We start from the raw sequence: 17,425 nt of genomic DNA on the forward strand, positions 1-17,425 counted from the left end.
CAACCCGGACGGATCGTCCCGTCAAGACGACAGCGACCACCTGGGGAGAGATCGACATGGCCTTCGCGGCACCCGTCGCCGACATCGCGTTCTGGCTGCGCACCGTCGCGGGCCTCGACGAGGACCTCGCCGCCGGCGTGTTCCCGGATCTCTCGGCGGACCTCGTCGACGCCGTGCTCGCCGAGGCCGGCCGCTTCGCCACCGACGAGATCGCCCCGCTCAACGTCCTCGGCGATCGCGAGGGCGCCCGCTTCGAGAACGGTGCGGTGACGATGCCGGCGGCGTGGAAGCCGGTTTTCGAGCGCTGGGTCGAGGGCGGCTGGACCGCGCTCGACGGCGATCCCGAATACGGCGGCCAAGGCCTGCCGGTGATGCTCTACGCCGCCACGCTCGAGATGTGGAACGCCGCCTCCACGGCCTTCGCCACCGGTCCGATGCTGACGGCCGGCGCGATCGAGGCGCTCTCGGCCCACGGCAGCGCGGAGCAGAAGGCGACCTACCTGCCCAAGCTGATCGCCGGCACCTGGACCGGCACGATGAACCTGACGGAGTCGCAGGCCGGTTCCGACCTCGGGCCGATGCGCACCCGCGCCGAGCCGGTCGGCGACGGCAGCTACCGGATCACCGGCCAGAAGATCTTCATCACCTACGGCGACCACGACCTCACCGACAACATCGTCCACCTCGTGCTCGCCCGCCTGCCGGACGCGCCGGCGGGCACGCGCGGCATCTCGCTGTTCGTGGTGCCGAAGTTCCTGGTCGGTGCCGACGGTTCGCTCGGCGCCCGCAATGCGGCCGGGCCGGTCGGCATCGAGCACAAGCTCGGCATCCACGCCTCGCCGACCTGCGTGATGCAGTTCGACGGCGCCGTCGGCTGGCTGGTCGGCGAACCGAACCGCGGCCTCGCCGCCATGTTCACCATGATGAACAGCGCGCGGATGTCGGTCGGCGTCCAGGGCGTCGGCGTCGCCGAGCGCGCCTACCAGCGCGCCCTCGCCTACGCGCTCGACCGCCGCCAGGGCCGCGCGCCCGGCTGGACCGGCGAGGGCTTGAGCCCGATCGTCCACCACCCGGACGTCAAGCGGATGCTGCTGACCATGCGCGCGCAGACCGACGTCGCGCGCGCTCTCTGCTTCTCGCTCGCCCGCGCGATCGACCGCGGCCGCACCGGCCCGGAGGAGGCGCGCGCCGCCTTCGCCGAGCGCGCCGCGCTGCTGACGCCGATCGCCAAGGCCTTCGCCACCGACACCGGCGTCGAGGTCGCTTCGCTCGGCGTCCAGGTCCACGGCGGCATGGGCTACATCGAGGAGACCGGCGCTGCCCAGCACCTGCGCGACGCCCGCATCCTGACGATCTACGAGGGCACCAACGGCATCCAGGCGATCGACCTCGTCACCCGCAAGCTGACGCTGCGCGGCGGCGAAGTGGTCTCGGCGTGGCTCGCCGAACTCGGCGCGATCGCCCGCGAGGCGCTCGCCGTCGGCGAGGCCGACCTCGGCGAACGGGTCGAGGCCGCGCTCGCCGATCTCGCGGGCGCCACCCACGCGCTGCAGCGCGCGCTCGCCGAGGGCCGCGGCACCGACGCCCTCGCGGGCGCCACCGCCTATCTCCGCCTCGCCGCGCTCGCCGCCGGCGGCGCCTACCACCTCGCCGCCGTGCTCGCCGACCGCGCCGCCGGCACCGCGACGCCCGCCGCCGCCCGCCGGCTCGCGGTGGCACGCTTCTATGCCACCGACATCCTGCCGCAGACCGGCGGCCTCGCCGCCGCGGCGACCGCCGGCGGCGCCGTGCTCGTCGGCGTCACCCCCGACATCCTCACCGCCTGACCGACGGAGCGACCGCGCCGTGACCGACCTCGTCTCCATCGACCTCCGCGACGGCGTCCGCGTCGTCCGGATCGACCGCCCGGTGAAGAAGAACGCGCTGACCGCGCCGATGTACCGGGCGCTCGCCGACGCGATCGCCTCGGCCGAGGGCGATCCGTCGGTCGGCGCCGTACTGATCCTCGGCCATCCCGGCGCCTTCTCGGCCGGCAACGACATCGGCGAGTTCGTCGCGGCGGCGCAGAGCGGCGCGCTCGGCGAGCCGATCCTCGCGTTCCTGCGCGCGCTCGCCACCGCGCCGGTGCCGCTGGTGGCCGCGGTGGACGGGCTCGCGGTCGGCGTCGGCACCACGCTGCTGTTCCACTGCGACCTGGTGCTGGCCTCGGAGAAGGCGGTGTTCCGCACCCCCTTCGTCGACCTCGGCCTCATCCCGGAGGCCGGCTCCAGCCTGATCGCGCCGCGCATCATGGGCGGGCCGCTGGCGCTGGAGCTGCTCGCCGGCGGCGCCGCCTTCGACGCCGAGAAGGGCCGGCTCGCCGGCTTCGTCAACCGGGTGGTGCCGTCGGCGACGATCGAGGCCGACGCCTTCGCCGCCGCGCAGGCGCTCGCCGCCAAGCCGCGGCAGGCGATGGCGCTGGCGCGCCGGCTCGTCAAGGGCGATCCGGCCGACGTGCTCGCCCGCATCGACGAGGAGGCGAAGCTGTTCGCCGAGCGGCTGCGCTCGGCCGAGGCCCAGGCCGCCTTCCGCGCCTTCATGGACCGCAAGGGCTGAACCGGACGGGAACGACGGAGAGAACGGACGCGCGTCGGCGGAGGAGCGCCGGCCGCGGGCCCATATCGGGAGGAGAGATCGGATGTCGCTTCAGGGCAAGACGCTGTTCGTGACCGGCGGGTCGCGCGGGATCGGCCTCGCCATCGCCGTGCGCGCCGCCCGCGACGGCGCCAACGTGGTGATCGCCGCCAAGACCTCGGAGCCGCATCCGAAGCTGCCCGGCACGATCCACACCGCCGCGGCGGAGATCGAGGCGGCCGGCGGCCGGGCGCTGCCGCTGATGGTCGACATCCGCGAGGACGCCGAGGTGTTCGCCGCGATGGAGAAGGCCGCCGACCATTTCGGCGGTATCGACATCGTCGTCAACAACGCCTCGGCGATCCAGCTGACGAAGACGCCGGACACCGACATGAAGCGCTTCGACCTGATGCACCAGGTCAACGCGCGCGGCACCTTCCTGGCCTCGAAGGCGGCGATTCCCTACCTCAAGAAGTCCGCCAACCCGCACATCCTGATGCTGTCGCCGCCGCTCGACATGAAGGAGCGCTGGTTCGCCCCGCACGTCGCCTACACCATGGCGAAGATGGGCATGAGCATGGTGGCGCTCGGGCTCGCCGGCGAACTCAGCCGCGACGGCATCGCCGTCAACGCGCTGTGGCCGCGCACCACCATCGCGACCAGCGCGATCCGCTACGTGGTCGGCGAGACGCTGATGGAGATGAGCCGGACCCCGGAGATCATGGCCGACGCCGCCCACGCGATCCTGACCAAGGACTCGCGCGGCTTCACCGGCAACTTCCTGATCGACGACATGGTGCTGGCCGACGAGGGCGTCACCGACTTCGACCGCTACCGCGTCGATCCCGGCAAGCGCCTCGCGCCGGACTTCTTCGTGCCCGACGACCGGACTCCGCCGCCGGGCGTGAGCTTCGACCCGGTCGCCTGACGAACCTTCAGCGCCAGATCGGCAGCCCGGCGACCGCCGCCGCGGCGATCACGCCGTAGGCGAAGCGGCGGTAGAATACGGGGCTGGCGAAACCGAACAGCAGGCTGCCGAGCCAGAGCCCGGCGGCGTAGACCGGCGCCAGCACCACCGCGAGCAGCACGACCTCGCGGGTGATCAGGCCGCCGATCAGGTAGGTGGTCATGGTGACGCCGCTGCCGATCAGGAAGTAGAGCGAGGCCGAGGCGCGGATCGTCGCCGGGGCCCGGTCGCGGCCGAGCCAGAACAGCACCACCGGCGGCGCGCCGATCTGGGCGAGGCCGTTGAGGAAGCCGGCGACGACGCCGACGCCGCCCGACACCGCCGGCCCGACGTCGCGCCGCACCCGCCAGCCGGAGGCGAGCGCGGCGACGCAGACGATCACGATCGCCGAGATCGCCCAGCGCGCCGCCACCGGATCGAGCGCCGACAGCGCCAGGAAGCCGAGCGGTACGCCGAGGAGGCCACCGAGCGCGATCGGCGCGACGTCGCGGACGTCGGCCTGCGGCAGGAGGCGGATCGTCGCCGGGATCACCGCCGGCAGGTCGAACAGCAGCAGCGTCGCCGCCGCGACCTTGGGGCCGTAGAGCGCCGCGGCGACGGGGATGTAGATCATGCCGGCGCCGAAGCCGGCGAAGCCGCGCACGGTGGCGGCGAAGGCCACGACCGCCAGCACGGCGAGGGTCTCGCCGCGGGCGAGGATGGCGAGGAGGTCGGCGGTCGGATCGGTCACGGGCGCGCTCCGGGGCTCGGTGGGGAGCACCCTCCGGCACGCGGGCATAGCCGGCCGGCCAAGCGCCGGCAACGCATTCCGGCCGTCCGGAGGCCGGCAGTGAGTTCCGTTCGGCCGGAGGTTGGTAAAGGGTTTCCCACCGATGCCGCCTTTCTTTCGCCCGACGGGGCCCCACATTCCGGCCGTGCGGCGCCGGCCCGAATTGAACCGGGGCGCCGCGGCTGATATGCCCGGCCGACAGGATACCGGCCTCTCCGAGGACCCTTCGACTTGACCCGCCCGATCACGCCCCTGCTCGACACCATCGCGTCGCCCGCCGACATGAAGCGCCTCGCGCCGGCCGAGCTGCGCCAACTCGCCGATGAGGTGCGTGCGGAGATGATCGATGCGGTGTCGCTGACCGGAGGCCATCTCGGCGCCGGCCTCGGCGTCGTCGAGCTGACGGTGGCGCTGCACGCGGTGTTCGACACCCCGCGCGACCGGCTGATCTGGGACGTCGGCCACCAGGCCTATCCGCACAAGATCCTGACCGGCCGGCGCGACCGCATCCGTACGCTGCGCCAGCCGGGCGGCCTGTCGGGCTTCACCCGGCGGTCGGAGAGCGACTACGACCCGTTCGGCGCGGCGCATTCCTCGACCTCGATTTCCGCCGGTCTCGGCATGGCGGTGGCGCGCGATCTCTCGGGCGGTCGCAACGCGGTGGTCGCGGTGATCGGCGACGGCGCCATGAGCGCCGGCATGGCCTACGAGGCGATGAACAACGCCGGCGCCATGGACAGCCGGCTGATCGTCATCCTCAACGACAACGACATGTCGATCGCCCCGCCGGCGGGGGCGATGAGCGCCTATCTCGCCCGCCTCGTCTCGGGGCCGACCTATCGCTCGCTGCGCGAGGCGATGAAGCAGCTCGCCAAGGTGCTGCCGAAGCGCCTGCGCGAGAAGGCCAAGCTCGCCGAGGAATACGCCCGCGGCTTCTGGACCGGCGGCACCCTGTTCGAGGAACTCGGCTTCTACTACGTCGGCCCGGTCGACGGGCACAATCTCGACCACCTGCTGCCGGTGCTGCGCAACGTCCGCGACGCCGAGGACGGGCCGATCCTGGTCCACGTCGTCACCCAGAAGGGCAAGGGCTATCCGCCGGCCGAGGCGGCGGCCGACAAGTACCACGGCGTCGGTCGCTTCGACGTCGTCACCGGCCAGCTGGCGCCGGCCAAGTCGAATGCGCCGAGCTACACCGAGGTGTTCGCGCGCTCGCTGATCGACGAGGCCGCGCGCGACGAGCGCATCGTCGCCGTCACCGCGGCGATGCCGGCGGGCACCGGCCTAGACCTCTTCGGCGAGGTCTTCCCCGACCGCGTCTTCGACGTCGGCATCGCCGAGCAGCACGCCGTCACCTTCGCCGCCGGCATGGCGACCGAGGGCCTGAAGCCGTTCTGCGCGATCTACTCGACCTTCCTGCAACGCGCCTACGACCAGGTCGTCCACGACGTCGCCCTGCAGAACCTGCCGGTGCGGCTGCCGATCGACCGCGCCGGTCTGGTCGGCGCCGACGGCGCCACCCACGCCGGCTCGTTCGACGTCGCCTTCCTCGGCTGCATTCCCGGCATGACCATCATGGCCGCTGCAGACGAGGCCGAGCTCGTGCACATGGTGGCGACCGCCGCCGCCCACGACGACGGCCCGATCGCCTTCCGCTATCCGCGCGGCGAGGGCCGCGGCGTCGAGCTGCCGGCGCGCGGCACGCCGCTCGCGATCGGCCGCGGCCGGGTCGTGCGCGAGGGCACCAAGATCGCGATCCTGTCGCTCGGCGCCCGGCTCGGCGAGGCGCTGAAGGCCGCCGACGAACTCGACGGCTACGGCCTCTCCACCACCGTCGCCGACGCCCGCTTCGCCAAGCCGCTCGACCGCGACCTCGTCCGCCGGCTCGCCCGCGAGCACGAGGTGCTGATCACGGTCGAGGAGGGTTCGGTCGGCGGCTTCGGCTGCTTCGTGCTGCACGCCCTGGCCGAGGACGGCCTGCTCGACCGCGGCCTGCGCGTGCGCGCCATGGTGCTGCCCGACGTCTACCTCGACCACGACAAGCCCGACGCCCTCTACACCCGCGCCGGCCTCGATGCCCGCGGCATCGTCGCCAAGGTGTTCGAGGCGCTCGGGCGGGAGAAGCTGGGGCTGGCCGGGAGGGCTTGAGCGGGGGCAGGAGCGTCGCGTTCGCGGCCGACGACCCCACCCCGGCCCTTCGGGCCGACCCTCCCCACGAGGGGGAGGGTACATCCCCGGCCTCGACGGCGCAGCCCGCTACCCTCCCCCTCGTGGGGAGGGTCGACGGCTGTAGGCTGGCGGGGTGGGGTACGCCTCCACCGCCGCGACGCTCCTCTCCCCGGGGCTTCGCAATCACCCCGCCTCCCTGTACTCCTATCCCCGGTGCGCTCCTTCCCTTCCCGGTGATCCATGACCCACGACCTCACCCCGCTCGGCGATCCCATCGGCCCCGTCGTCCCCGGCTGGACGCCGCGGCCCCGGCCGCCGCGGACGGCGATGGAGGGGCGGTTCTGCCGGGTGGTGCCGCTCGACGCGATCGTGCACGCCCGCGACCTCTTCGAGGCGCAGGCGCGCGACCGCGACGGCCGGATGTGGACGTGGATGCCGGCGGGTCCGTTCGGCGACTTCGCCGAGTATCTCGCCTGGGCCGAGGCCGCGGAGAAGAGCGAGGATCCGCTGTTCTTCGCCGTGATCGACCGCGCCACCGGCAAGCCGGTGGGCACCGCGAGCTTCCTCCGGATCGACCCCGCCAACGGCGCGATCGAGGTCGGCTGGATCGCATGGTCCCCGCTCCTGCAGCGCACGCCCGCGGCCACCGAGGCGATGGCGCTGATGATGGCGCGGGTGTTCGACGAGCTCGGCTACCGCCGCTACGAGTGGAAGTGCAACGACCTCAACGCCGCCTCCAAGCGGGCGGCGGAGCGCCTCGGTTTCACCTTCGAGGGCCTTTTCCGGCAGGCGGCGGTGGTCAAGGGCCGCAACCGCGACACCGCGTGGTATTCGATCCTCGACGGCGAGTGGCCGCGCGCCAAGGCGGCCTTCGCGGCCTGGCTCGCCCCGGAGAACTTCGGCGCCGACGGCACCCAGAAGCGCGGCCTCGCCGAGATCCGCGCCTCGCTCTGAACGGTTCGCGACGCTGCTGACGCGTCCCGTCGGCGCGGCATCCGAGACTGTCGGCTCCGATCGCACCCGGAGCCGACCCCATGACCCGCATCCTCGGCTACATCGCCGAAACCCTCGACGGCTACATCGCCGAGCCCGACGGCAGCTACGGCTTCCTCGATCCCTACGGCGCGGCCGACTGCGGCTACGACGCCTTCTACGCCGGCATCGGCACGCTGGTGATGGGGCGCGGCACCTTCGAGGCCTGCCTGAAGCACCCGTCCTGGCCCTATCGCGGCCGCCGCTCGATCGTGGTCACGCGGACCCCGCCGCCGAGCCTGCCACCGGATACGGAGGTCTGGACATCCGGTGTCGACGCGCTGATCGCGCATCTGCGCGAACCCGGCGTCGCCGGCGACGTCTGGGTGCTCGGCGGCGGCCTGTTGCAGCAGGCCTTCCTCGACCGCGACGCCATAGACCGGCTGGAGATCTACGTCGTCCCGGTGATCCTCGGCGACGGCATCCCGCTGTTCCCGGGCACCGACGTCCGGCGCACGCTGAAGCTGGTCGAGGTCGCCCGCTTCGGCGAGATCGCGCAGCTGGTCTACGCCCGGGCGTGAAGCCTCAGGGCGTCGGCGCGTCGGGGCGCATCAGGCCCTCGGCCTTGAGGTCGGCCCAGAGGGCGGACGGGATCGCGGCAGCGAGCAGGGCGAGGTTGGCGTCGAGTTCGCGCGGGCTCGCCATGCCGGGGATGACGCAGGCGACGGCCGGGTGGGTCAGCGGGAAGGCGAGCGCGGCGGCCGGCAGCGCCACGCCGTGGCGCCGGCAAACCGCCTCGATCCGGCCGACGCGCTCCAGGATCTCCGCCGGCGCCGGGGCGTAGTTGTAGCGCGCGCCCGGTACCGGACCGGTGGCGAGGATGCCGGAGTTGAACGCGCCACCGACCACGATCGACGCGCCGACCTTCTCGCAGCGCGGCAGGAAGGAGGCGAGCGCCTCCTGTTCCAGCAGCGTGTAGCGGCCGGCGAGCAGGAAGCAGTCCCAATCGAGGTGGTCCATCGCCGCCTCGCAGACCTGCCACTCGTTGACGCCGAGGCCGATCGCCGACACCGCGCCCGACCGGCGCAACTCGTCCATCGCCCGGGCGCCGCCGTCCATGGCGATCCGGAAGGTCTCCTCGTGGGCGTCGCCGTGGGTGACCCGGCCGATGTCGTGCATCAGGAGGACGTCGACGCGGTCGAGGCCGAGGCGCTGCAGCGAGTGCTCGAAGGAGCGCATCACGCCGTCGTAGGAATAGTCGTAGACCGGCTCGAACGGCAGGGCGTCGACATAGTCGGCGCGGGCGGGATGGTCGCCCGGGTTCGGCTTCAGGACGCGGCCGACCTTGGTGGAGAGCACGAAGTCGCCGCGCGGCTTGTCGCGCAGGACGTCGCCGAGCCGGCGCTCGGACAGGCCGAAGCCGTAGAAGGGCGCAGTGTCGAAGAAGCGGAAGCCGGCGGCCCAGACCGCTTCCAGCAGCGCCTCGGCGTCGGCGCGCGGCACGGTGCGGAAAAGGTTGCCGAGCGGGGCGCCGCCGAAGCCGTAGGCGGTGACCCCGAGGCCGGAGCGGCCAAGCGGGCGGCGGGCGAAGTCCATCGCGGATCCGGGAAACGTGGTTGCGGAGCGTATGGCGGTCAGCCGACATCGAGCGGCTCGGTGCCCGCCGGGCGGCCGTCGGCGGCGAGGCGGATCTTCTCCACCCGCGCCTCGGCGGTCTTCAGCAGGGCGTCGCAATGGGCGCGCAGGGCATCGCCGCGCTCGTAGATCGCGATCGATTCCTCGAGCGGCACCGAGCCCTGTTCGAGGCGGGCGACGATGCCCTCGAGTTCCTTCAGCGCCTGCTCGAAGGAAAGCGCGGAGACGGCGGCGGCGGCGGCCATGGGTCTTGTCCTCTGGATGTCTCGGGGCGCGGCGGTCGGGCGGCGGCGTCAGGGATAGAGCCGCGCCTTCGACCAGCCGTCCGGGCCGGCGGTGAAGCGGACGCGGTCGTGCAGGCGGAACAGGCCGTCCTGCCAGAATTCGATCTCGACCGGCGCGACGCGCAGGCCCGTCCAGTGCGCCGGGCGGGGTACCTCGCCGACGGCGTACTTCAAGCCATACTCGGCGACGGCCTTCTCGAGCGCGAAGCGGCTCTCCAGCGGCTGCGACTGCTTGGAGGCCCAGGCGCCGATCCGGCTGCCGCGTGGGCGGCTCTGGAAATAGGCGTCGGCCTCGGCGTCCGACACGGTCGAGACGGTGCCGCGGACGCGGACCTGACGGCGCCGGCTCTTCCAGTGGAACAGCAGCGCCGCCTTGCCGGCGGCGAGGATCTCGCGGCCCTTGCGGCTCTCGAGGTTGGTGTAGAAGACGAAGCCGGCCTCGTCCCAGTCCTTCAGCAGCACCATGCGCACGTTGGGCAGGCCGTCGGGATCGACGGTGGCGACCGCCATGGCGTTGGGATCGTTGGGCTCGCTCGCCTCGGCCTCGGCCAGCCAGGCCGCGAACAGGCGGAACGGCTCGTCGGAGAGGGTGAAGTCGGCGGACGGGGCGTCGGCTGTCGTCATGGCGGGGCGGAGGATCCGGTCGGGGCGCGCACGACAAGGGGTATAGAGCGCCGCGACCGGCGTGGAAACACCCGGCCGCTTCGGAGTAGGCTCGGTCCCCGAAGATTCGTGCGAGCGCGGACCATCTCCGTCGGGGACTGGACCATAACGCGAACGCACACCACATGTGAGACCGAGTTCAGTCGGCGGCCCGGGGGCGGCCGGCAATCCCGCTCACGAGGACAGACGACCCCATGCGCGATCCCTACGTGGTCCTGGGCGTGCCGAAGAGCGCGAGCGAGGCCGAGATCAAGAAGGCCTTCCGCAAGGCCGCCAAGCAGCATCATCCCGACGCCAACAAGGACGATCCCAAGGCGCAGGACCGTTTCGCCGAGATCAACACCGCCTACGAGATCCTCGGCGACGCCGACAAGCGCCGCAAGTTCGACGCCGGCGAGATCGACGCCGAGGGCAAGCCGAAATTCTCCGGCTTCGAGGGCTTCGACTTCGGCGGCGGCGGCGGCGCCCAGCGCGGCGGCTTCCGCTCGGCCGGCGGCGGCTTCGGCGGCCAGCGCGGCACCGAGGACATCCTGAACGACATCTTCGGCGACGCCTTCGCCGGCTTCGCCTCCGGCGCGCGCAAGACCGGCGGCGGACGCCGCCGCGCGGCCGGACCCGAGGCCGAGTTCGGCGCCTTCGCCGGCGGGCCGGGCGCCGGCGCCGCGGCCAAGGGCGCGGACACCATGGTGACCGCGCGGGTGCGGCTCGAAGATCTCGTCGGCTCCGGCAAGGTCCGCGTCACCCTGCCCTCGGGCAAGACGCTCGACGTCAAGATCCCCCTGGGCTTCGAACCGGGACAGCAGATGCGCCTCAAGGGCCAGGGCGGCGAGGGCGCGCCGCCGGGCGACGCCATCGTCATCCTGGTGCACGAGCCGCACCCGCTGTTCCGCCCCGACGGCTACAATCTCAGGCTCGACCTGCCGGTCTCGCTCGACGAGGCGGTGCTCGGCGCCAAGGTGCGGGTGCCGACGCTCGAGGGCGCGGTCGACATGACGCTGCCGGCCGGCACCACCGGCGCGCGGCCGTTCCGGCTGAAGGGCAAGGGCCTGCCGGACAAGGCCGGCGGGCGCGGCGACCTCTACGTCACACCGCGCGTGGTGCTGCCGGACGGCGCCGACGGCGGCCTCGAACAGCTGATGAAGCGCTGGCGCGAGGTGAAGCCCTATTCGCCGCGCGGCCCCGAGTTCGGCGGCTGACCCGGCGATGAAGTCGCTGCCGCCGCGTCCGGCCCGCGCCGTCGGCCCCGCCCGTTTCTTCGGGGCGCTGGCCTTCGCGGTGCTGGCGGAGGCGGCGCTGGCGCGCCGGTTCGACCTCGTCGACGGCACCACGCTGATGGCGGCGCTGGCGACGGTGCCGGTGATCGCCGCGGTCGGGATCGGCTGCGCCCTGGTCGCCTTCGCCGACGTCTGGCGCGACGGCTCGCCAGGCCTCGGGCGCGCCCTCGGCGGCTTCGCCCTGTCGGCGCTGGCGCTTGCGCCGCTCGCCGGGGCCGCAGGCGGCGCCCTGTTGTTCCCCCCGATCGACGAGGTCTCGACCGACCTCGACGACCGCCCGGTGTTCCACGCGCGGCCGCCGCGGCCGGCCCTGCCGATCGAGACCCGCGCGCCCGTGACCGACTACGCCGACCTGCAGCGCAGCTTCTATCCCGACATCCTGCCGCGCTCGCTGCCGCTCTCGACCGTCGAAGCCCACGCCGTGGTGGCGCGCACGCTCGCCGAGCTCGGCTGGACCGTGACAGCCGAGGCCGAGCCGGCGAGCGAGGACGACACCGGCACGCTCGACGCCGAGGCACGCTCGCTGCTGCTCGGCCTGCCGATCGACGTCGCGGTGCGGATCGCGCCCGACGGCGCCGGCTCGCGCATCGACGTGCGCTCGGGATCGCAGATGCCGATGGTCGACCTCGGCGAGAACGCCCGGCGCATCCGTGCCTTCTTCGCCAAGCTCGACGAAGTCGCCAAGCGTCCCGCCGCCGGGTGACGACGGGCGGTCACGCCGCCGCGTAGGCGCCGGTGAGCACCGGGTCGCCGTCGGTTGCGACCACCCCCTTCTCGACCAGCCATTCCAGCTGCGCGAACACCGACAGGCCGGCCGCGCCCCAGAGCCTGCGGTCGGTGTCGGCGTAGACGGTGGCGACGATCTCCGGGATCGTCCGCGCGCCCGCCGCGACGGCGGCGAGCACCGCGGCCTCGCGGGCGAGGCGGTGCTCGGCGAGCCCGGCGAGGAAGGCGTGGGCGTCGCACACCGGTCCGCCGTGGCCGGGCAGATAGAGCGCCTCGGGTCGCTCCGCGAGGCGGGCGAGCGAGGCCATGTAGGGCGCCATCGCGCCGTCGGGCGGGGCGACGATGGTGGTCGACCACGCCATGACGTGATCGCCGGAGATCAGCACCCCGGCCTCCTCGAGCGCGAAACAGAGGTGGTTGGCGGTGTGGCCGGGCGTCGCCAGCGCCGTCACCGGGCCGGCGGCGGTGGCGACGCGCTCGCCGTCCGACAGGATCCGGTCGGGCGCGTGGTCGGCGTCGGCGGAAGCGTCGAGGGCGGTGGCTTCGCCGAGGTGGAGCGGACGGGAGAAGACATGCGGGCCGCAGCCGATCACCGCCGCGCCCGTCGCCGCGGCGAGCGGACGGGCGCCCGGCGAATGGTCGCGGTGGGTGTGGGTGACCAGGATCTCGCGGATCGGCCGACCGCCGGCTGCGGCGAGGATGGCGGCGCGGTGCGCCGGGTCGTCCGGCCCGGGATCGACCACGACCAGCGCGGCGGTGCCGAGGAGATAGGTGTTGGTGCCGTGGAAGGTGTAGCCGCCGGGATTGCGGGCGGTGAGCCGGCGGATGCCGGGCACGAGTTCGACGGCTTCGCCATAGGCGGGATCGAAGTTGCGGTCGAAGCGGATCGCCACGTCAGAAGTCTCCGCAGATGGATCGGATGGCGGCCCAGTCGGCCGCGGTGAGCGCCGGTCCGGCGCCGCGGTGTGCGGTGGCGGCGGCGGCCGTGATCGCCGCGGCGCGGTCGGCGCCGAGCGGGTGGGTCGAGATCAACCCGCCGGCGACGTCGCCGCCCGTCGTTTCGATCGTCGCGAGGAAGGGCGCCAGCGCGGTCGGATCGCCGCCGGCGGCGGCGAGCGCCGTCACCGCGAAGGCGTCCGCCTCGCGCTCCGCGTCGCGCGAGTAGGCCGAGCCGATCACGAGCCGGCCGGCGCCGGCGACGAGGCCGGAGGGATCTCCGGTGACCATGCCGAACATCAGGGCGAGGCCGCCCTCGTGGACCATCGCCTTCAGGCCGTGGCGCAGGTGGACGTGGCCGATCTCGTGGGCGAGCACGCCGGCGAAGGCGTCGGGCGAGGCGTGCCGCAGCAGCGCTTCGGTGACGACGATGGTGCCGCCGGGCAGCGCCAGGGCGTTCGGCACGTCCGACCGATGGACCGCCACGTGCCAGTCGATCGGCCTGACGCCGCCGGCGTCGGCGAGCCGGCCCGCGAGGGCGTCGAGGGCGCGCTGCCCGGCCGGGGCCTCGCAGCGCGGTCCGGCCGCGACGGTATCGAGCACGCCCGGCAGGCCGGCCCGGTCGATAGCGGCGACGACGTCGTCCGGCACCAGCGCCGCCGCCGAATCGGCGAGCGCGGTCAGCCCGCGCCACGCGCCGTAGACGGCGAGCACGACCAGCGCGAGGACGGCGACGGCGCCGATGGCGAGCCCGCCCGGCATCCGGCCGCGTCGCTCGCGCGGCAGCGCCTTCAGCGCGGCCTCGAAGGCGGCGCGCGTGGCAGGTTCGGCGATCTCGAGTCGTTCGGCGGCACCGCGGCGGGTCAGCACGAAGGCGTCGCGCTCGGTGCCGCGGACGAGGCCGCCGAACGGCCAGCGGCCGATCTCCTCGCCGGCGGCGCCGCGCAGCGTCAGCCCGCGCATGTCGAGCGCCACGCCGACGCCCCGTCCGGGTGCACCGGCGCGCTCGCGCAGCACCGCCCTGCCCTCGATCCACATGCCCGAGACCTCCTTCGCCGCCGGCGCCCATCGTGCCGGTGCGGTGCCCGTCTGTCACCGCTCCGCAATTCGGCCGGAAATCCGCCGGTCGGCGGACGCCGCGGCGCCCTACCTCGTCCAAGCTCCAGGTCCACGCTCCGGTTCCACGGCGGCACCGGGGGGCACCGCCGCCGCACCGGGGGAGACACCATGACCATGTTCGCCAGGACGCTTCTCGCCGCCACGCTGCTTTCGGCCGCACCCGCCGTCGCGCTCGCCGCCCCGGATGGGCAGCAGCGGCCGGTCGAGCGCGTCGAGGTCGCCTTCGTGCTCGACACCACAGGATCGATGGCCGACCTGATCGACGGCGCCAAGAAGAAGATCTGGTCGATCGCCGACGAGATCCGCCGCACCCGCCCGGACGCCGACATCCGCTTCGCCCTGGTCGGCTACCGGGATCGCGGCGACGTCTACGTCACCGACGTCACGGCCCTGACCGGCGACCTCCACGGCCTCTACGGCAGGCTGGTCGGCTACGAGGCCGACGGCGGCGGCGACTGGCCGGAGGCGGTCAACGAGGCGCTGGCGACGGCGGTGAACCGGCTCGAGTGGACCGACGGCGGGGCGACCCGCCGGATGGTGTTCCTGGTCGGCGACGCGCCGCCGCACATGGACTACATCCAGGACGTCGCCTTCACCGATACGCTGAAGATCGCCGAACGCCGGGGCATCGTCGTCAACGCGGTGCAGGCCGGCGCGGCGGAGGACACCGAGGTCGCCTGGCGCGCGATCGCCGCGCTCGGGAAAGGCGACTACGTCGCGATCCCGCAGTCGGGCAACGTCAGGGTGATCGAGACGCCCTACGACCAGCAGATCCGGGAGCTGCAGCTCCAGCTCAACCTCACCGTCGTGCCCTACGGCGACCGCGACCAGCGCGGCGCGGTGGAGGACAAGCTCCGCCTCAAGGCCCAGGCCGCCCCGGCGGCGGCGTCCGACATGGCCTCCTACGAGATCCGTCCGACGGCGCCGGCGGCACGCAGCGTCGTCACCGGCGGCGGCGACCTCGTCGCCGACGTCCAGTCCGGCGAGGCCGACCTCGCGACCGTCGACCGCGACGCGCTCCCGGAGGAGGTGCGCGACCTCGCGCCCGCCGAGCTCGAGGCGGCGGTGAAGGCGAAGATCGCCGAGCGCGAGCGGATCCAGGGCGAGGTCGCCGACCTCGTCGCCAAGCGCGACGCCTTCCTGAGCGAGGCGGCCGCCAAGGCCGGCCCCGCCGAGGGCGACAGCTTCGACGGCGCGATCCGGCAGACGATCGCCCGCCAGATGCTCTGACGGCGGCCGCGTCAGCCCGTGGACGCCGGCGGCTTGCGGCCGATCTCCTCGACCGCGCCGCCGGCGGCCTTCCAGGCGGTGAATCCGCCGGTGAGGTGCGAGACCGCGGGCAGGCCCATGTCCTGCGCCGTCCTGGTCGCCAGCGCCGAACGCCAAGCGCTGGCGCAGAAGAACACCGTGCGCCGGCCCTCGCCGAACACCGGCTTGAAATAGGGGCTGTCCGGGTCGATCCAGAACTCCAGCATGCCGCGGGGGCAGGAGAAGGCGCCGGGGATCGAGCCCTCGCGCTCGCGCTCACGGGGATCGCGCAGGTCGACGAACAGCACCTCGCCGGCGGCGGCGAGCGCGATCGCCTCGTCCACCGGCACCGCCGTGATCTCGGCCTCCGCCTCGCGCAGCAGGTCCTTGTAGCCCTTCCTCATGCGGATCCTCCCGATCGTCGTCCGGTCGTGGGGGGGAGCGTAACGAGGGAGGCGGGCGGATTGAAGCGCTAACGGGCAGGTAGCCGCACGGGAATAGCCGGACTGGCCGCGGCCGCGCGGAGAGAGCGCGGCGCAGCTCCTCGCCGGCACCTATTTAATCTGCGATTCTCAATTCTACGCCGCTCACGTTATATCTTCTCTGTGCCTTGGAATATATGATAGGCTATCGCTATTCCCATCGAAATGTATATATCCCGCCTCGCCGGACAAAATTACTATTCCATGCTTGAGAAACGCCCATGCATCTTTGTGAGAATTATCAATAAACTCTCTCTTATCAAGATCGGCAACAACTATTCCTGATAAACTACTTCCGATATAAAGCAAATCCCCAACACCAATATCTATATTGTCGACTTTCATTTGAGCGGCTCTACTTGAATAAAGCCAAATGGCGATGGTATTCCACCTGCACCATCAGACATCCAAAAAACACTTACAAACTGGAGCGGGGAATGGCCTTCCGCATACAGAATATATTGGTTTTCTGGAAAATGCCAATGAGTTCCGCTGGGAGCGACTTTATCACGCGATAACCCATAGTGCCAACGGGAACTATTCTTCCGGAAATATTCTGGCAAGGTGGACACATCAGCGGAGTAAGTTCGCCTGTATTCGCACCGCCTCTGTAGCAAATCCGTTGCTCTGACGACGGTCGTACAGCACGGAGACCCAATAGCAAGGCACCGTTACCTCATGGTACGCCATAAAGCGCCCCCTGAATTCGCTCCTGCCATCGAGTTCTGCCGAACGTACCCATACACGCTCGGCCCGTCCCCCAGCCCCAGCGGTTCCGACCGCACATACCGCCGCAGAGAAGCGCCGTATTACCGGTGCCAGTTCCACGACAGTCCGTTCTCCAGCTGGAATCACGGGCCGGGGAAGCGGGCGTTGAGGCCAGCTATGGCTCGATCCGAGCAGGCGAACCACCCACGTCCCCACAGGGCCGCGCAGTCGGAATCGGATGGTGCGCGGGGGAACCCCATGGATGATATGCCCCCACCGCCGCCACCCCGCTCCCGTCAGATCGGCAGCTTGGTCGTGCGCTTCACCGTGCGCAGCGTCAGCGTCGACATCACACGGACCACCCCGGGCAGCGGCGTCAGGATCTCGGTGTGGAGGCGTTCGAGGTCGGCGCTGTCGCGGTAGACGACGCGCAGCAGGTAGTCGTGCTGGCCGGCGAGCAGGTAGCACTCGGTGATCTCCGGCACCGTGCGCACCGCCGCCTCGAATTTCTCCAGCGCGTCGCGGCCCTGGCTGTCGAGGGTGACCGAGACGTAGGCGGTGCCGGCAAGGCCGGCGATGCGGGCGTCCAGCAGGGCGACGTAGCGGGCGACGAGACCGCTCTCCTCGAGCAGCCTGGTGCGCCTGAGACAGGCCGACGGCGAGAGGTGGACGCGCTCGGCGAGTTCGGCGTTGGTCAGCCGGGCGTTTTGCTGGAGCGCGATCAGGATCGCACGATCGGTGGCGTCGAGCTTCATCTCTCGAACTTCCTGCGACGAAACCGACGAACCATAGCACGATCTGCGAAGTTGCGGCCCCCGACGCCCTCCGGATCGCAGGAAATTGCGTTGGGCCGAGCGCAT

At 72.2% G+C, this 17,425-nt stretch carries 18 protein-coding genes; 9 read left to right on the plus strand and 9 right to left on the minus strand.

The window, feature by feature from the left end; translation table 11 throughout:
* Nucleotides 1-56: 56 nt before the first annotated feature.
* The 3 genes from EDD54_RS16360 to EDD54_RS16370 all read left to right on the plus strand — a co-directional run bounded on the left by EDD54_RS16360 (nt 57) and on the right by EDD54_RS16370 (nt 3,541).
* Nucleotides 57-1,826: an acyl-CoA dehydrogenase family protein gene (locus EDD54_RS16360; RefSeq protein ID WP_126538186.1), complete on the plus strand. Its 1,770-nt coding sequence runs from the start codon at nt 57-59 to the stop codon at nt 1,824-1,826.
* A gap of 19 nt (nt 1,827-1,845) precedes the next feature.
* Nucleotides 1,846-2,595 (plus strand): crotonase/enoyl-CoA hydratase family protein, encoded by a 750-nt coding sequence (locus EDD54_RS16365; RefSeq protein WP_245515795.1) that lies wholly within the window; start codon nt 1,846-1,848, stop codon nt 2,593-2,595.
* Nucleotides 2,596-2,677: 82 nt separating this feature from the next.
* A complete protein-coding gene (locus EDD54_RS16370; RefSeq protein ID WP_126538190.1) occupies nt 2,678-3,541 on the plus strand; it encodes an SDR family oxidoreductase in 864 nt (287 codons plus the stop codon).
* 7 nt (nt 3,542-3,548) lie between these two features.
* Here the strand turns inward: EDD54_RS16370 and EDD54_RS16375 are convergent, their stop codons facing one another.
* Entirely contained in the window at nt 3,549-4,310 is a 762-nt protein-coding gene (locus EDD54_RS16375; protein ID WP_165644607.1) for a sulfite exporter TauE/SafE family protein, read from the minus strand.
* Between the two features lie 270 nt (nt 4,311-4,580).
* Here EDD54_RS16375 and dxs point away from each other — a divergent pair, with 270 nt between their 5' ends.
* The 3 genes from dxs (at nt 4,581) to EDD54_RS16390 (ending at nt 8,071) form a co-directional block, all read left to right on the plus strand.
* Nucleotides 4,581-6,497 carry a 1-deoxy-D-xylulose-5-phosphate synthase gene (dxs, locus tag EDD54_RS16380; RefSeq protein WP_126538194.1) on the plus strand — a complete coding sequence of 639 codons (1,917 nt, stop codon included), beginning with the start codon at nt 4,581-4,583 and terminating at the stop codon, nt 6,495-6,497.
* Between the two features lie 261 nt (nt 6,498-6,758).
* A complete protein-coding gene (locus EDD54_RS16385; RefSeq protein ID WP_126538196.1) occupies nt 6,759-7,472 on the plus strand; it encodes a GNAT family N-acetyltransferase in 714 nt (237 codons plus the stop codon).
* Nucleotides 7,473-7,552: 80 nt separating this feature from the next.
* Entirely contained in the window at nt 7,553-8,071 is a 519-nt protein-coding gene (locus tag EDD54_RS16390; protein WP_126538198.1) for a dihydrofolate reductase family protein, read from the plus strand.
* A 4-nt stretch (nt 8,072-8,075) separates the two neighbouring features.
* Here EDD54_RS16390 and EDD54_RS16395 read toward each other — a convergent pair whose 3' ends face one another.
* Genes EDD54_RS16395 through pdxH form a run of 3 tightly spaced genes read right to left on the minus strand, consistent with a single transcriptional unit; the run spans nt 8,076 to nt 10,033 of the window.
* A complete protein-coding gene (locus tag EDD54_RS16395) occupies nt 8,076-9,086 on the minus strand; it encodes an aldo/keto reductase (RefSeq protein WP_126538200.1) in 1,011 nt (336 codons plus the stop codon).
* A gap of 38 nt (nt 9,087-9,124) precedes the next feature.
* Nucleotides 9,125-9,370, minus strand: a complete 246-nt coding sequence (locus tag EDD54_RS16400; protein WP_126538202.1) for an exodeoxyribonuclease VII small subunit — start codon at nt 9,368-9,370, stop codon at nt 9,125-9,127.
* A 48-nt stretch (nt 9,371-9,418) separates the two neighbouring features.
* Nucleotides 9,419-10,033 carry a pyridoxamine 5'-phosphate oxidase gene (gene pdxH, locus EDD54_RS16405; RefSeq protein WP_126538204.1) on the minus strand — a complete coding sequence of 205 codons (615 nt, stop codon included), beginning with the start codon at nt 10,031-10,033 and terminating at the stop codon, nt 9,419-9,421.
* A 233-nt stretch (nt 10,034-10,266) separates the two neighbouring features.
* Between pdxH and EDD54_RS16410 the strand changes: the two genes are divergently transcribed.
* Both EDD54_RS16410 and EDD54_RS16415 read left to right on the plus strand, forming a co-directional pair.
* Nucleotides 10,267-11,268: a DnaJ C-terminal domain-containing protein gene (locus EDD54_RS16410; protein ID WP_126538206.1), complete on the plus strand. Its 1,002-nt coding sequence runs from the start codon at nt 10,267-10,269 to the stop codon at nt 11,266-11,268.
* Between the two features lie 7 nt (nt 11,269-11,275).
* Nucleotides 11,276-12,049, plus strand: a complete 774-nt coding sequence (locus tag EDD54_RS16415) for a DUF1499 domain-containing protein (protein ID WP_126538208.1) — start codon at nt 11,276-11,278, stop codon at nt 12,047-12,049.
* Nucleotides 12,050-12,059: 10 nt separating this feature from the next.
* On the opposite strand, the gene EDD54_RS16420 is transcribed toward EDD54_RS16415, so the two are convergent.
* A complete protein-coding gene (locus tag EDD54_RS16420; protein ID WP_126538210.1) occupies nt 12,060-12,965 on the minus strand; it encodes an MBL fold metallo-hydrolase in 906 nt (301 codons plus the stop codon).
* Between the two features lies 1 nt (nt 12,966).
* Nucleotides 12,967-14,046, minus strand: a complete 1,080-nt coding sequence (locus tag EDD54_RS16425; protein ID WP_126538212.1) for a M48 family metallopeptidase — start codon at nt 14,044-14,046, stop codon at nt 12,967-12,969.
* A gap of 189 nt (nt 14,047-14,235) precedes the next feature.
* Between EDD54_RS16425 and EDD54_RS16430 the strand changes: the two genes are divergently transcribed.
* Nucleotides 14,236-15,357, plus strand: a complete 1,122-nt coding sequence (locus tag EDD54_RS16430; protein WP_245515796.1) for a vWA domain-containing protein — start codon at nt 14,236-14,238, stop codon at nt 15,355-15,357.
* Between the two features lie 11 nt (nt 15,358-15,368).
* On the opposite strand, the gene EDD54_RS16435 is transcribed toward EDD54_RS16430, so the two are convergent.
* The 3 genes from EDD54_RS16435 to EDD54_RS16450 form a co-directional block, all read right to left on the minus strand.
* Entirely contained in the window at nt 15,369-15,779 is a 411-nt protein-coding gene (locus EDD54_RS16435) for a rhodanese-like domain-containing protein (RefSeq protein WP_126538214.1), read from the minus strand.
* A 183-nt stretch (nt 15,780-15,962) separates the two neighbouring features.
* Nucleotides 15,963-16,202 (minus strand): hypothetical protein, encoded by a 240-nt coding sequence (locus EDD54_RS16440; RefSeq protein WP_126538215.1) that lies wholly within the window; start codon nt 16,200-16,202, stop codon nt 15,963-15,965.
* Nucleotides 16,203-16,861: 659 nt separating this feature from the next.
* The gene (locus tag EDD54_RS16450) at nt 16,862-17,320 is read right to left on the minus strand and encodes an Lrp/AsnC family transcriptional regulator (RefSeq protein ID WP_126538217.1); all 459 of its coding nucleotides are present in this window, start codon (nt 17,318-17,320) and stop codon (nt 16,862-16,864) included.
* Nucleotides 17,321-17,425: the final 105 nt, after the last annotated feature.

It is taken from the genome of Oharaeibacter diazotrophicus (assembly GCF_004362745.1).
GTDB classification, from domain to species: Bacteria; Pseudomonadota; Alphaproteobacteria; order Rhizobiales; family Pleomorphomonadaceae; genus Oharaeibacter; species Oharaeibacter diazotrophicus.